This is a genomic window from Pseudoalteromonas sp. MBR-15 (assembly GCF_053628915.1).
In genome coordinates this window covers 80122-93938 of record NZ_JBRJHH010000016.1, presented here as the reverse complement: position 1 = coordinate 93938, position 13817 = coordinate 80122, and the positions used below count along the sequence as shown (strand labels likewise).

The following is a 13817-nucleotide window of genomic DNA, read 5'->3' as shown; positions in this document are numbered from 1 at the left end:
GAAAGTAGGACATCGCCAGGCTCCTAATTAAAGAAACCCGATTCGAAAGAGTCGGGTTTTTTGTTGCCTGTAGAAAAATAAAACACCCAACCAAGACCCCCTACGACCTATATCCTAGTAGGCATAAGCGCAAGATGAAGAGACGTAGGAGGCACTTTAGTGCCGAAGTATCTGATATGCCCTTCATACATAACCACTGACATTCACGGCTAAAGCCGTTCCCACGCTTTATAATCAGATGTTTAATCACGATTCCCATGTTGTTTAATCATGACGACAAGAATGAAAGATTCCCTTAAATTGCTCACTTCGCTTCTGGTTCAAATAACTAGGCGTATTAGGAGGCACTTGAGTGCCTAAAGTGTCTGATATGCCCTTCATACATAACCACTGACATTCACGGCTAAAGCCGTTCCTACGATTCTTAATCACGATGTTCAATCACGATAATCATGATGACAGTAGTGGAGAATGATGGTTCTCTTAAATCGCTCATTTCACCTACACTGAGATAATTAGCGCGTAGGAGGCACTTTAGTGCCGAAATTGTCTGATATGCCCTTCACACCTAATCACTGATATTCACTGCTAAAGCCGTTTCCATGCTTTATAATCAGATGTTTAATCACGATGTACAAATCAAAAGTGAATGGAGTCGTGGGCTCAAATCTTTAAAATAGGCCCACTTTATCAAGCATTCATTCTCATCTATTAATATTGAGTCTTCACTTGGCAAGCTGCCTGACGAATTACCACCCTATTTACCCTTTGTTGCAATTTTCATCTTGGTTTAGTACCTGAGCTATGTAAAACTAATTGGGTTTTTAACCACAATCAGGTGACATGAATGTCTCAAATAAAAGCTTGGAAACTTATTAGCCTGTTTTGTTTGGTAAGCTTGCTTATGGGCTGTGAGTCGAAGGAAGAGCAGCTGAAACAAACAATACAACAATCCATAGAAAAAGCTGAAGTAGAGTTAAATCAGTTGGGTACTGCGCTTGATAATGGCTCTCTTCGTAATGCGACTTTACTTAAACAGTATGCAAAGGTCCTCACGGAGCAGCAACCACAACTTTCTGAAATTGCGCGTGTTATTAGCCTTGATGCAACCCGAGAAGGTGCTATTTACAGTGGGCTTAAACAGCGTTTAGCGGATGTCAAAGCAACGAGCTTAATTCCGCCTTATGAAGACACCCTTCATCAACTTGATTTAATTCGTGACGCCGCAAAACCGTCTTTATTCCAAGACGCTTTAACTGACCCAATAAATATGCTCGCCGATATGTCAAACGGTGCGCTTGCGCGTGTTGGGGCAATTAGTGAGGCTGCAGAAGGTGAAAGTGTGGGAAATCAGCTTGTTGGCAACCCTAATTACGGCCAATGGCAAACCAATAGTAGCGGCACTAGCTTTTGGGTTTGGTATGGTATGTATCGCATGCTCGGTGATGTGTTTGATCGTGTTGAATATGGTCGTTGGAGCCGCAACAGAAAATACAGCTATTACAATGACTATGGCCGTTATCGTTATTCGAGCCCTAAACAAATTAAGGCACAACAAACTGTTGAGACACGAACACGCCAGTCTTATCAACGTCAAGGTAAACAATTCACTAGCCCGTATGCAACCAAGCGAAGCGGTGCATCAGGGTTAAGCCGTAGCAGCTATACGCCGCCACGCACACGTAGTAGCTATGCTTCTAGTAGTAGTTACAGTAAAAGCTCCGGGTCATTACGCAACAGCTCGAGCAGAACATCACGTGGCATTAGCCGCGGTAAGTAGTGAAAAGAATAACCATCGGAGTTACAACACATGTATGAATTTAATGGAATAACAACGTGGTCATTGCAAGCTTTAGCAATCGACTTTGCAATCATTATCGCCTTATTTGTAAGCTTAAAGTTTATTAAAGGCTGGGTATCTAATCTACATGCCAATGATGAGATTACGGAACGTGACAATTTTGCGTTTGGTATTAGTTTTGCAGCAGGGCTTGTTGCGTTAGCCATTGTACTTAGCGGTGTGAGCAGTGGTGCATTTGCAGTCAGTTTACAACAAGAAGCACTACAAATGGTGGGCTATGGTGTAATGGCGATTGCGCTCATTAAGCTTGGTCATTTCTTCCAAGATAAAGTGGCGCTGCGTAAAGTGAGTTTGCATGACGAAATCGTCAAAGGTAATGCAACAGCTGCACTTATTGATTTTGGACATGTTGTTAGTGTTGCCATTGTTATTCGTTCAGCTTTATTTTGGGTTGCTACTGAGGGGTGGCATGGTCTTCCGATAGTAATAGCCGCATTTGTGATTGGCAGTATCGCCATGTTGTTGGTGAGCCAATACCGAGTTCAGCTGTTCAAACGTACAAATCGCAGTGGTGACTGCTTACAGCAAGCGGTGATTGACGGTAATTTAGCAGTGGGAATTCGTTATGCAGGCTTCTTAGTGGGCAGTGCATTAGCACTTACTGCAGCATCAGGCATAGCCCCGTACGCTGCGGATAATATTGGAGCAAGCTTAGGGTATTGGGCATTGAGTGCCGCGCTAAGTATCGTAGCCTTTATTTTATTGCACTTACTAACGATTAAAATCATTTTAGCAGGGTGTGATATTTCTGATGAAGTTAATCGCCAGAAGAATGTCGGTGTAGCGGCAATTTCTGCTGCGGTATCATTTGCTATAGGCTCTACCATGGCCACGTTGTTAGGTGCTTAATTAAGTGTCACATACAGCGGCTTCGCCAAGTAGAGCCTCTCTACTTGGGCATGATTTTTTATTAATTACTGTGATGGCCGTACTCGCTGGGTGCGGCCTAATTTATGAATATCTACTATCGCATTATGCAGGGCGTGTTCTTGGCTCTGTTGAGAGCGCCATTTATGCCATGATAGGCACAATGATCGTGGCAATGGGGATCGGGGCATTTTTAGCGCGTTGGTTTAAAGACGCATTTACTGCATTTGCATGGCTTGAAAGTATCATTGCCTTAGTCGGTATGGGTTGTATTTTAGCAATTGCCAGTGTGATAGCTGTTAGTTATTCATTGCCTCATCTCTTCTCTAGCATCTTTAACTTACCAGCAGATACCGTACTGGATGGTTATGTATTTGAAAAGCTACAAGAGTGGTCTCGTTTTTTACCTTATGTGTTTGGTCTGTTGCTTGGGCTTTTAATCGGTATGGAAATCCCGTTAATAGCACGTATTCGTCAGCAAGTTTATGGCCGTTTTTTAGAGAATAACGCGGGTACAATTTACGGTGCTGATTATATTGGCGCTGGGGTCGGTGCTGCAATTTGGGTGAGTATTATGCTGGCAATGCCAATCATGCAGGCTGCTGCTTGGACGGCATTGTTTAATATTATTGCCGGGCTGATCTTTTTATGGCGTTACCATCAACACGTGCGTTTTGCGAAGGTGTTATTAATGTGTCACGTGTTGCTATTAGTATTTTTCGCTTTTGTGTTAGTGCTTGGTACGAGCTGGATGAAAAATCTTAGTAACGTTTTATATAAAGATAAAGTTATCTACTCGCAAGCAACTAAGTATCAGCACTTGGTGTTAACCGAGCGTTTGAGTCGCAATCAGCCAACTGCGATCACAGATTTATACCTCAATGGTCGTTTGCAATTTTCAAGCGTTGATGAGCAAATTTATCATTCGATGCTGGTGTATCCTGCGATGCTAGCTTCAAATCGCCATGACCGTGTGTTAATTATAGGCGGCGGTGATGGGTTGGCGCTTCGCGATGTTTTAAAGTGGCCAGTAAAGCATGTCACCTTGGTTGACTTAGATGGTCAGCTGTTAAACTTATTTGGTAATGATGTGGGCGACTATGATGCGCCAGAGACTATCAGAAAACGCTTAATTGAGCTGAATAATCACTCGATGAGCGATCCTCGAGCACAAATCCGTATTGCAGATGCCTTTTTGGAAGTTGAAGCTATGCTTGCGAAAGGAGAGCGTTTCGACACCATTTTAATTGACTTACCAGACCCTAATCATCCTGACTTAAACAAATTGTACAGTGATTATTTCTATAATCATGTTCGTCAGTTATTAGCCCCAGATGGTGCAATGGCAGTGCAGTCAACGTCTCCTTATCACGCCAAAAAGGCGTTCTTAAGCATTGCCAAAACAGTCAGGGCTGCCGGTTTTAATTACGTAGAGCAATACCAGCAAAATATCCCTTCATTTGGCCAATGGGGATGGACTATTGCTACCACCACAGGCAAGCCTGCGAGTAGCCGAATTCGCGAAACAGACAAATTACCAGTACCTTCTCGCTGGGTAAGTAAAGAGTATTTATTGGCATCTTTTGTTTTTCCGAATCATTATTTTGAACAAGTAAATACAATTGAAGTCAATAGATTAGGTTCTGGAACTCTGTATGATTATTATCGTCAAGCGTGGCAAGTTGAAACCGAATTGTACAAAAATTGATATTTTATAGTTGACATAATATGTCGGCTATGCAAATCTTAACTCAGACATAATATGTCAAAACGTAAAAAGGTGAGACATGGAATTAAATGAACTATCAATCAAACTGGCTTCTTTTGAAACAGAAGGTGTGAGCTTTGAGTCTTTCTTGATTGCCAACCCAGGCGAACAAGATGTATTGCAAGTTATCGTCGATGGGAATGATGAGTTACCTATCTTTGTTACGCAAACCGAGGAGCAGCTACTGTGTATTAGCTACTTGTTTGCAGAGGACGAAGTAAAAGCAGATATGCGTGATGAGTTAAACGAAACCTTATTACGTTTGAACGTGCCTATTCCATTAAGCGCATTTGCAAAGATTGATGATAAGTACGCTATTTTTGGTGCACTGTCGGTTAATTCATCGTTTGATGATATTACCCATGAGCTGGTAACACTCGCTGATAATGCGATTGATGCACTTGAAGCCGTGACGATTTATTTAAACGATTAATTAGCAATTTCCGGAGTTAAGATTATGAGTATTTTAAAGAAACTATTTACAGCTGTACGTGGTGGCGCTCGTGAAGCAGGGCAAGCGATTGTTGATGCAAACGGTATCCGTATCTTCGAACAAGAAATTGCTGATGCACAAAACGCGTTACAACGTGCTAAAAAAAGCCTAACAGAAGTGATGGCAAAAGAGATGCAAACAAAGCGCAAAATTAGTGCGTTAGATGCCTCTATTGCTGAACATGAAGCCTATGCAGGCCAAGCGCTTGAAAAAGGCAATGAAGCATTAGCACTTGAGATTGCTGAGAAAATCGGTGACTTTGAAACAGAAAAAGCAGAGCATGAAGGCGTGTTAGCCGGTTTTAGTAATCATATTGTGACACTAAAACAGCAAGTAAAAGAAGCTGAAAAGTCGATTAAAGAGAACCAACGTCAATTAACGATGGTTAAGACAACTGAAAGCGTGCAACAAGCAACGATGGCAGTAAACAGCACACTGAATACAAACAGCTCATCAATGACATCTGCGCGTGAGTCATTAGAGCGCATTAAACAGCGCCAACAAGACCGTCAAGATCAACTTGGTGCAGCTAAGCAGTTAGAAGCGGATACGAATGGCGATGATTTAAAAGCGAAAATGGCTGAAGCGGGTATTGGTGATACTAACCCTAAAAGTGCAGACATTTTGGCGCGCATTAAAGCTAAGCAAAACAGCTAATTTTATTAGCGGAAAGACAAAAGGTAACCCATGCACAGGGTTACCTTTTTTGCTTCAACAAGGAGTCAGCCAATGTTTAACTTTTTCAAATCTAAAAAAGCCCCAGAGCGCCAATTAACTGAACCTAGCCAATTACAAGTAGGTGATATGCTGAGCGTGATTGATTCGTTTGCTTATCCAAACTGGTTAAAGGGGCAGACATTACGTGTTATTGATGTACAAACGTATCAGTACCAACGCAGTGCTGAGTATGAGCTCGTTCTTGAGAGTGAATCGGGCCAAGTGGTGTTCTTGCAAATTGAATCTGATGATGGTGAGCAATGGGCAAACTTCGCGATTAAAATTCAACGCGATGATGTAGACGAAATATTTACGCTTGATGAGTTTGCACGTATCTTCGATGAAGATGAGTTAACCACAATTAGCGTGCAAAACACCCCTGAACGTTTTAGCCACTTTTTAGCTAAGAGCTACAAGCAAACTGAAGTGCCTTATGTATGTTATTTCCATAATAAAGATTATCGCAATAAACCATTACCTCGCTACGAAGATGAAGGCGGTGAACCATGCGAAATGATTTGTTTAAGCTCGGATGACGAGAGTTATGGCTTGAACATAGAAATTTGGGAAGGTGGTGAAACCGAGGTATCACTCACGTTAACACGCCCGATTAGTGATATTGTTGATTTATTTCCTGGGGATGCCAAGTGAGTGATGCAAAAGCAAAATGGCAGCGTCAGGAGCAAGCGGTTCGTGCCACGCAAATGGCGTTTGATCTAAGCAGTGAAGTACAAAAATCAATTAAAAAGCAAGCAATTGATCAAGAACTGACCCCATCAGATATGATTCGGAAAATTCTTGAGCTCGACGTTAAGTCTAAAAAAACCAGACAACGCTTATCGTTTAATTTAAATGACGAAGAAATTGCTCTTTTAGCTGCGCGTTTTGGTGTTGATGCAGATGATAAACGTGCGGTAAAGCAGCGAGTTGCGGAGCTATTGATTGCCCACAGCCAACGTAAATAAGGGGGTAGTTTTGCCTTTGTGACATTAAGCCCTTACACTGAGAGGGAGATGTTTTAAAGAAGTGGCGTGTTGTGGATATTATTTTAATTGCGTATTTAGTTATTTTTGCATTATTTGGCACCGCCGCAAGTTACTTTGTGCGTTACATTTATGCTTACTGGGTGCACAACACGATGCATGTGCACTACATCTATAAGGCCGGAGTGTGTATCATCAGTGTGGTGATTGTATCCGGCCTTATGACATTATTTACTTAATTTCGATTGCTTGGCATTGCTCTGAAATACACAAAGATTGTACAGGCAAAACTGGCGAGCAGTCGTTAACACTTAACGGTTGTTCTGAATCTTTTTCTAATGAAGTGATCTGCTCAGCCAGCTGCTCGGCCTGCTCTTGTTGGGTGTTTAGCGTTGAATAAACCACATAGCGGCTTGGGCCACCACATGCGCGCTCACCTACTTCTAACACCTTACACTGGAAGCTTGCACTGCAACTATTGTTACTTACGATCTCGTCCAGTTGTTCATTTAAATCACTTAAATCAACACCTGTAGAGCCGCCAACAGAGGTGCTCTCACAGCCTGTTAATGCAAGCGCTGCCAACATCGTTGTGGTGATGAAAAGTTTATTGAAAGTCGATGAACGAACCATTATTGCTTATTCCTTAGTATACACTTGCCGCTGAGCCATCGATTTTAACACAAGTATTTGCAGAACACTGTGTGCCTGGTGCCGTTAGATGCTGACAAATACTCATAACGTCATTGGCTGCATTGTATTGGCTTTCAAGGCTCGTGATTTTTTGGGCTATTTTCTCAACTTCACTGCTATTGGCTGTTTTAGTTGAATACACAACATAGCTGCTTGGGCCACCGCATGCACGGCTACCAACAGGAAGTACTTTACACTGGCTGCTGTTATCGCAGCTTGGGTATTGAATGAGTTGTTTGAGCTGTTGATGGGCAGTAGTAATTGTTGTTTTTTCGGGTGCCGACTTGCTGATTTCAACTGCTTGAGGTGCATTTTCAAGTTTACTGGTTGTTGCTTGTAATTCGGTTTGTTTGGTTGTTGCTGCATCAGAGCACGCGGTAAGTAGCGCGGGAAATAATACAGCTAAAAGTGAAAAGCGCATAATGGACCTATAAATCGTTGAATAAGTACTCACCATCATACACTTTGCACTCAGAGGGGCAATAAAAACGTTGTCTTTCAGTAAGTAGCTCTGTCATTACAGAGCTACATTGTGTACAGGTTTAATTGCTATAAGCCACCTTTTGTAAGCTTTGCAGGGTCGAGCAATGTATTCAATTCTTCGCGTGAAATGTCAGTATGCTCAGCGGCAACATCAATAATAGGGCGACCTTCTTGATAGGCCAGTTTGGCAATTTTAGCGGCTTTCGTATAGCCGATCACCGGATTAAGTGCGGTGACTAAAATAGGGTTTTTAGCTAATGCTTTATCAACATTGTCTTGATTAACACTGAAACTGGCAATGGCTTTATCGGCAAGTGCCTCAGTACTATTTGCCAACAGCTCAATGCTTTGCAGTATGTTTAATGCAATCACGGGTAACATCACGTTAAGCTCAAAATTACCGGCCTGACCTGCTACTGTAATGGTGGCATCGTTACCAATGACTTGCGCACTGACCATGGCGGCAGCTTCTGGGATCACAGGATTCACTTTACCAGGCATGATCGATGAACCGGGCTGTAAAGCTTCTAATTCAATTTCACCTAGACCAGCAAGCGGACCTGAGTTCATCCAGCGTAAGTCATTGGCTATTTTCATTTGCGCCACAGCTAAGACCTTAAGCTGTCCAGATAATGAAACAATGGCATCTTGTGAGCCAATGTTGTAAAAAAAGTTTTTACTTGGACTGAAACGGATACCTACGTTTTCGCTTAGGTGTTGGCAAAAAGTAGCAGCAAATGCAGGGTCTGCATTGATACCAGTGCCAACCGCGGTGCCTCCTTGAGCCAGCTCGCAAACACGCTCAAGTGATTGGCGTATGCCTGTCATTGCGTTATCGATTTGACATTGCCATGCTGAGAGTGTTTGCGCAAAACTGACGGGCATTGCATCCATTAGGTGAGTACGCCCCGTTTTAATAATATGACCCACTTCAGCTTGTTTACTCTGTAAGCGTTGGCTCAGCTTGTCTAGTTTAGGAAATAACTCGTAAATAATATTAATTGCGCTGCTGACGGCAATTGCCGTGGGGATCACATCATTAGAACTTTGCCCCATGTTGACGTCATCATTCGGATGTACTGGCTCATTAGCAAGGGTCGTTGCCAGTGTGGCAATAACCTCGTTAGCATTCATGTTCGAGCTGGTGCCGGAGCCGGTTTGGAATACATCGACAGGAAACTGCGAAAAGTGCTTACCATCAATGATGGCTTGGCAGGCTTGTTCAATCGCATTCGCTTTTACTTGGCTCAAATGTCCTAGCGCTGCATTACTCTGCGCCGCTGCTTGCTTAATGTAGGCAAGGGCAGTAATAAATTGCTTCGGCATGGTCAAGCCGCTAATTTTAAAGTTGTTGATAGCACGTTGAGTTTGAGCTTGATACAAGGCATTTACGGGAACGTGTAGCTCACCCATACTATCTGATTCGGTTCTAAATTTGCTCATAAACACTCCTAAATAGGGTTAAACTCTTGACTTAGAACACAGGCTTCTCGCTCTAAGCAAAAATATTTTTCAATACAGTTATGAGTTTTGTAGTAACGCTTTAACGCGAGCTGCGGTTTGTAGAGTTGAGCTAAACATTGCTTACGAATAGCATTGTGAACTAAAGAATCGCACATTTTCTCAAGTAGTTCATGAAACGTACGCCTTAAATACAATTCTTGTAAAATAAAGCTTTGATGTTTTTCGTAATAGCGTGCGATGTTTAATCCCGCTTCAATATAGCCCGCAACCAACGCTGGAGCATGAAGCCCCGGTCTTTGACAAACACATTTCATTTGCCGCTGATAATTGAGCATAGCATTGTGAGAGTACATAAGAAAACCGATTAGCTGTAATGATAATAGTTATCATTACAGCTAATCGGTTTTAGTGCAAGTCTTATATAATGGTGTTAAGACTGAATAGATTAACTGCAGAGATCTAATTATAACCAAGAATAAAAATCTGGTCTGTTTCATGTTTTTTCGGCGCCTGTACATTTTCTTTATTGCATTGAGAAAGAAGATCAATCACGGTTGCTCTGTCATCACAACTTGTTAAGGCGGCTTTTTCGCTTTCTGCACGCTCGCTCGCGGCAATGGCTGCATCGACAGCAGTGTAAGGTGAGATATACATTATATTGCTCCTATTGGTTTACTCATTACTGAATTTGCATAAGCTATACCAATCATGTTTATAAAATATAATCCTTTGAATTAAATCAATTTAAATTATTTTTAATGCAATAGAGCGCGACATTATTGTGGATTTTTGCTTTACTGTTGTGCATTAATTACCAAACATGGTGCAAAAACTGGTATGGAAAAACCATTCTCTCAAGCCTGTGAAAATAACAAATCACCCATTCTTCACGTATTAAAAGACTTTTTTGCCGATGTAGAAAATGTACTCGAAATTGGCTCAGGTACAGGGCAACATAGTGTGCACTTTGCCAAGCATTTAACGCATTTGCAGTGGCTATGTAGCGATCGTGAGGTGAATCACTTAGGTATTTTACAGTGGCATCAGGAAGCATCGTTAGCTAACTTGCATGCCCCTTTGTCACTAGATTTACAGCATGCTTGGCCTGTTGATAGCGTGAACGCAATCTATACCGCCAATACACTGCATATTATTAGCTGGCCGCTGGTTGAGCGTTTCTTTCAAGGGGTTGAAAAGCATTTAGCCCACCAAGGAAAGTTATGTATTTATGGGCCATTTAAATACCAAGGCAATTATACAAGTGCCAGTAACGCTGAATTTGATACCTTTTTAAAGCAACAAGATGCAAACAGTGCAATACGTGATTTTGAAGCTATTTGCCAACTTGCAGAGCAGGCAGGCTTAACGTTTGTTGAAGATGTACAAATGCCAGCTAACAACCAATTACTGCTGTTTAAACGGCAGTAGGGTATCGCACTGTGCTTTATAGAGTGCCATGTGTTGGCGCTCTCTGGCGATAAAATCGTTGATAGCCGCAGCAAAATCAGGCTGTTGAATATGGTGTACTGAGTAAGTGTAAACGGGCTGAAACCCTCGGCTTATCTTATGCTCACCTTGTGCTCCAGAGTGAAACTGTTTTAGCTTATTGGCAATGCAGTATTCAATCCCTTGGTAATAACACAGCTCAAAATGCAGGCTGTCGATTTCATCATTGGCGCCCCAGTAGCGACCATACAGACACTGTTTATCTTTAAAGCTTAAAGTCGCAGCGATAACTTCATCAGCCTGTTTAGCAAGCATCAATACTAACTGTGTGGGCATTGTATCTCGTAGTCGTTGAAAAAACGCATTATTTAAATAACCTGTGTGACCTGAGCGTTTAATATAAGTTTGGCTATAAAAGTGGCTAAAGAGCTGCATGTCCTGAGCGCTTATAGTGTTACCTTCTCGCCACTCGATGGTTATGTGTTGTTGAGTGATTTTGGCACGCTCTTTTTTTATCGACTTTCGCTTGCGTGCTGTCAGTGAGTCTAAAAAATCATCAAAGTGAGAGTATGCTTGATTAAACCATTGAAACTGGACGCCTTGACGTAGCATAACAGCATCGCTTTTTAGTGATTCAGCCTGTTGCTGGTGGCAAAAGTTGATATGCCAGCCCGACCATTGCCTATCGTGCGCAGTATTCGTTAATACTTGCGTTAAATAATTATAAACACTGTCTGGATTGGGATGGTTAATGCTCAGTCTTTGACCTTCAATGGGGGTAAAAGGCACGGCAGATAACCATTTGGGGTAGTAATCTAAACCATGTTGTTGATACGCCTCTGCCCATGCCCAGTCAAACACATATTCACCGTAAGAGTGATACTTTATATACCCAGGTAGTAGAGCAACGATATGTTTTTGCTGGTAAATTGCCAGGTGCATTGGTTGCCAACCTGTGTTTTTACTCACGCAGCCACTGTGCTCAAGCGCAGCTAAAAAAGCATGATCGGTAAAGGGGGTATCATGAAAAAAACGCTGCCAAATTGTCGTATCAATATCCGTTATTTGATTAAACCAACGGTGACTAAATTGGCTCATTGTTCAGAGGCCCTTTCAACGTCTTTAATAAAGTCTGTGATATGTAAGCTGAGCTTATCGAAATATGGATTGAAGGTGAGTCTTGCAAATGGCTTATACTTCGCTAAATTCTCTGCTGTGCGCTCACCAATAACAATTTCAGGCTGATATTTACAGGCTTTGTATAGGGTATCGTCATCTAAATAACTGCCACAATTTCGATAGCGGGCAGTGCGGCCATAGTGTGGATTGCTTGGTTTATTAACGATACCAATATGTGACATGCCTTGAATATTTTTACAGTCTTCGGTGTCGCAGTCATCGCTAATTATCGGGTAATCGGCTGGAAAACTATTGGGTATATTTTTATCATCACCGTAATAAACAAGGCGATTAAGTTGGCTGTTTTTATGAGTTTTGGGATTGTGTAGCTTAGCTAATAATTTAAACGTTACTTGATTATCAATCGTGGTATCAACATCGCTAAAGGTGCTAAAAAAAGCAACATCAGGTAGTGAACGGTGTTTTAGTTTATCTAAGCTGATGCGCTTCATGGCTTCATAGCTGGCTGATGCGGCATTAAATGGAAAGGACTCATATTTTGCAAAATCGAGATCGGCATCTTTATCTATCCAGTTTATAAAGGGTATCGCGTCAACCCATTTGGCTAGCCAGCCATTTTTATTATGGGGCTCAGTCGCGGGTGAAAACAGCATCGCGCCGATAATGTGTTTATCAACGGGACCTTGGGTTAAATAATCAATGATCATTGCTGCACCTGTTGAATACCCCCCTAAAATGACCTGATCAAAATCTTTTAACGTGCGCTCAATAGCGTAAGTGCTCGCCTTGTACCAGTCGTCGGCATTAATCTCTTTGAGTGCTCCTGGTGCTGTACCGTGCCCTGGTAATAACAGGGTACGTACCGTATAACCTTGTTGATAATACACTTGAGCTAAATCATGGTAGGTAAAAGGTGAGTCGGTTAAGCCATGGATTAATAGCACTGCCTTACGGCTCTGTTTTTGTGTTAACTCAAAAGGGCTGATTAAATCTGCTACTGTTGCATTTGCAGGGCGTGATCCTTGCGCAACGAGTTGCTTATAGGTGTCTGTATAGATTGGGCAAGGCAGCGTTGCGCGGGGATTTTCGCTGCTAATTTCAAGGTAAGCAGCTGTAAGGTAGTCACTATACGCTTGCTCGGTGTTATAACTAAAGGTGCTGTGTGCACGAGGAAGAGGCTCTCTGAAAAGCCCTTCGCGCTTACTTTTCATCATGAGATTTTCATCTTCCAGTTGGGTTAAACACGTTTCTTGCTGTGCCTGTAATGGGGGGCTGCCGAGTCCAAAAAGAATGAGAATAAAGGCAACTAAGTTGATGAATTTCATTGTATAAGAGTCCTTTTAAGTATTCAGCTTATCGCTTTATTGTCGTATTGCAAGTACGCAGCGTCACGCTAAAGGTAAATGGCGTTTAGTGAATGCTTGCTTTAATACCACCGTCGACTCGATATTGGCAATACAATTGATACTGCCTAATTTATGTTTTACAAAACTTTCGTAGCTTTCTAAGTCAGCGGCAATTATTTTTAATAAATAATCATAGCTGCCTGAAATAACCGAGCATTCCAGTACGTGTTCAAGCTTTTCCACTTGCTGTTCAAACTGCTCTGCAGCAGCAACCGAGTTTTGATTTAAGCGTACAAACGCATAAACAGAGACATTTAAGTCAACCGCTTTGGGGTTAATTGCAGCATGATAACCACTAATCACATTACTTGATTCAAGCTTCTTAATTCGGCGCAGGCAAGGAGTGTCAGAGAGGCTGACTGATTGAGCAAGCTCAGACACAGATGTACGTGCATTATCTTGTAGTGCGTTGAGTAATTGCTGGTCTTTTTTGTCTAGTTTCATTTCTATTTGAGTGATTTTCACTAATTATCGCAAATTCTAGCTTATATTTTAG

Annotated in this window: 17 protein-coding genes; 9 read left to right on the top strand and 8 right to left on the bottom strand. The window is 42.0% G+C overall.

From position 1 onward, the window contains the following. The first annotated feature begins 847 nt into the window (after positions 1-847). The 8 genes from ACSSVW_RS18285 to ACSSVW_RS18250 all read left to right on the top strand — a co-directional run bounded on the left by ACSSVW_RS18285 (position 848) and on the right by ACSSVW_RS18250 (position 6928). Positions 848-1780, top strand: coding sequence for a hypothetical protein (locus ACSSVW_RS18285; RefSeq protein WP_036974313.1), 933 nt, complete (start codon positions 848-850; stop codon positions 1778-1780). A gap of 30 nt (positions 1781-1810) precedes the next feature. After that, complete coding sequence (locus tag ACSSVW_RS18280) at positions 1811-2710, top strand: DUF350 domain-containing protein (RefSeq protein ID WP_036974315.1); 900 nt, start codon at positions 1811-1813, stop codon at positions 2708-2710. 4 nt (positions 2711-2714) lie between these two features. Next, the gene (locus tag ACSSVW_RS18275) at positions 2715-4436 is read left to right on the top strand and encodes a polyamine aminopropyltransferase (RefSeq protein ID WP_036974318.1); all 1722 of its coding nucleotides are present in this window, start codon (positions 2715-2717) and stop codon (positions 4434-4436) included. Between the two features lie 79 nt (positions 4437-4515). Continuing rightward, positions 4516-4929, top strand: a complete 414-nt coding sequence (locus ACSSVW_RS18270; RefSeq protein ID WP_036974320.1) for a YjfI family protein — start codon at positions 4516-4518, stop codon at positions 4927-4929. A 24-nt stretch (positions 4930-4953) separates the two neighbouring features. Then, the gene (locus tag ACSSVW_RS18265; protein WP_036974322.1) at positions 4954-5646 is read left to right on the top strand and encodes a PspA/IM30 family protein; all 693 of its coding nucleotides are present in this window, start codon (positions 4954-4956) and stop codon (positions 5644-5646) included. 72 nt (positions 5647-5718) lie between these two features. Beyond that, positions 5719-6357, top strand: a complete 639-nt coding sequence (locus tag ACSSVW_RS18260) for a DUF4178 domain-containing protein (protein WP_421419132.1) — start codon at positions 5719-5721, stop codon at positions 6355-6357. Then, the gene (locus tag ACSSVW_RS18255) at positions 6354-6671 is read left to right on the top strand and encodes a hypothetical protein (RefSeq protein WP_036974326.1); all 318 of its coding nucleotides are present in this window, start codon (positions 6354-6356) and stop codon (positions 6669-6671) included. Before ACSSVW_RS18260 ends, ACSSVW_RS18255 begins: the two co-directional genes overlap by 4 nt. 71 nt (positions 6672-6742) lie before the next feature. Further along, positions 6743-6928: a hypothetical protein gene (locus tag ACSSVW_RS18250; RefSeq protein ID WP_036974327.1), complete on the top strand. Its 186-nt coding sequence runs from the start codon at positions 6743-6745 to the stop codon at positions 6926-6928. Here the strand turns inward: ACSSVW_RS18250 and ACSSVW_RS18245 are convergent. From ACSSVW_RS18245 to ACSSVW_RS18225, 5 genes are all read right to left on the bottom strand, one after another. Then, positions 6921-7322 (bottom strand): hypothetical protein, encoded by a 402-nt coding sequence (locus ACSSVW_RS18245; RefSeq protein WP_421419133.1) that lies wholly within the window; start codon positions 7320-7322, stop codon positions 6921-6923. The two genes, ACSSVW_RS18250 and ACSSVW_RS18245, sit on opposite strands and share 8 nt — an antisense overlap. A 13-nt stretch (positions 7323-7335) precedes the next feature. Continuing rightward, complete coding sequence (locus ACSSVW_RS18240; RefSeq protein WP_454179873.1) at positions 7336-7803, bottom strand: hypothetical protein; 468 nt, start codon at positions 7801-7803, stop codon at positions 7336-7338. Positions 7804-7931: 128 nt separating this feature from the next. Further along, a complete protein-coding gene (locus ACSSVW_RS18235) occupies positions 7932-9308 on the bottom strand; it encodes a class II fumarate hydratase (RefSeq protein WP_036974332.1) in 1377 nt (458 codons plus the stop codon). A gap of 8 nt (positions 9309-9316) precedes the next feature. Then, positions 9317-9643: a hypothetical protein gene (locus tag ACSSVW_RS18230; RefSeq protein WP_051501991.1), complete on the bottom strand. Its 327-nt coding sequence runs from the start codon at positions 9641-9643 to the stop codon at positions 9317-9319. A gap of 145 nt (positions 9644-9788) precedes the next feature. Beyond that, complete coding sequence (locus ACSSVW_RS18225) at positions 9789-9983, bottom strand: hypothetical protein (RefSeq protein WP_036974335.1); 195 nt, start codon at positions 9981-9983, stop codon at positions 9789-9791. Between the two features lie 183 nt (positions 9984-10166). Here ACSSVW_RS18225 and ACSSVW_RS18220 point away from each other — a divergent pair, with 183 nt between their 5' ends. Further along, a complete protein-coding gene (locus tag ACSSVW_RS18220; protein WP_065978864.1) occupies positions 10167-10757 on the top strand; it encodes a DUF938 domain-containing protein in 591 nt (196 codons plus the stop codon). On the opposite strand, the gene ACSSVW_RS18215 is transcribed toward ACSSVW_RS18220, so the two are convergent. The 3 genes from ACSSVW_RS18215 to ACSSVW_RS18205 all read right to left on the bottom strand — a co-directional run bounded on the left by ACSSVW_RS18215 (position 10734) and on the right by ACSSVW_RS18205 (position 13765). Then, positions 10734-11873 (bottom strand): GNAT family N-acetyltransferase, encoded by a 1140-nt coding sequence (locus ACSSVW_RS18215; protein WP_421419135.1) that lies wholly within the window; start codon positions 11871-11873, stop codon positions 10734-10736. The genes ACSSVW_RS18220 and ACSSVW_RS18215 overlap by 24 nt on opposite strands. Next, positions 11870-13240, bottom strand: a complete 1371-nt coding sequence (locus tag ACSSVW_RS18210; protein ID WP_421419136.1) for an alpha/beta hydrolase — start codon at positions 13238-13240, stop codon at positions 11870-11872. The genes ACSSVW_RS18215 and ACSSVW_RS18210 overlap by 4 nt, the downstream gene beginning before the upstream one ends. A 63-nt stretch (positions 13241-13303) precedes the next feature. Beyond that, on the bottom strand, positions 13304-13765 hold the full coding sequence (locus ACSSVW_RS18205; protein WP_036974343.1) for an Lrp/AsnC family transcriptional regulator: 462 nt from the start codon (positions 13763-13765) through the stop codon (positions 13304-13306). Positions 13766-13817 lie beyond the last annotated feature (52 nt).

Excerpts from the sequence above, each read along its gene's own strand:
- ACSSVW_RS18285 (WP_036974313.1), top strand. The coding sequence starts at position 848 with ATGTCTCAAATAAAAGCTTGGAAACTTATTAGCCTGTTTTGTTTGGTA.
- ACSSVW_RS18280 (WP_036974315.1), top strand. The coding sequence starts at position 1,811 with ATGTATGAATTTAATGGAATAACAACGTGGTCATTGCAAGCTTTAGCA.
- ACSSVW_RS18270 (WP_036974320.1), top strand. The coding sequence starts at position 4,516 with ATGGAATTAAATGAACTATCAATCAAACTGGCTTCTTTTGAAACAGAA.
- ACSSVW_RS18265 (WP_036974322.1), top strand. The coding sequence starts at position 4,954 with ATGAGTATTTTAAAGAAACTATTTACAGCTGTACGTGGTGGCGCTCGT.
- ACSSVW_RS18260 (WP_421419132.1), top strand. The coding sequence starts at position 5,719 with ATGTTTAACTTTTTCAAATCTAAAAAAGCCCCAGAGCGCCAATTAACT.
- ACSSVW_RS18245 (WP_421419133.1), bottom strand. The coding sequence starts at position 7,322 with ATGGTTCGTTCATCGACTTTCAATAAACTTTTCATCACCACAACGATG.
- ACSSVW_RS18240 (WP_454179873.1), bottom strand. The coding sequence starts at position 7,803 with ATGCGCTTTTCACTTTTAGCTGTATTATTTCCCGCGCTACTTACCGCG.
- ACSSVW_RS18235 (WP_036974332.1), bottom strand. The coding sequence starts at position 9,308 with ATGAGCAAATTTAGAACCGAATCAGATAGTATGGGTGAGCTACACGTT.
- ACSSVW_RS18230 (WP_051501991.1), bottom strand. The coding sequence starts at position 9,643 with ATGAAATGTGTTTGTCAAAGACCGGGGCTTCATGCTCCAGCGTTGGTT.
- ACSSVW_RS18225 (WP_036974335.1), bottom strand. The coding sequence starts at position 9,983 with ATGTATATCTCACCTTACACTGCTGTCGATGCAGCCATTGCCGCGAGC.
- ACSSVW_RS18220 (WP_065978864.1), top strand. The coding sequence starts at position 10,167 with ATGGAAAAACCATTCTCTCAAGCCTGTGAAAATAACAAATCACCCATT.
- ACSSVW_RS18215 (WP_421419135.1), bottom strand. The coding sequence starts at position 11,873 with ATGAGCCAATTTAGTCACCGTTGGTTTAATCAAATAACGGATATTGAT.
- ACSSVW_RS18210 (WP_421419136.1), bottom strand. The coding sequence starts at position 13,240 with ATGAAATTCATCAACTTAGTTGCCTTTATTCTCATTCTTTTTGGACTC.
- ACSSVW_RS18205 (WP_036974343.1), bottom strand. The coding sequence starts at position 13,765 with ATGAAACTAGACAAAAAAGACCAGCAATTACTCAACGCACTACAAGAT.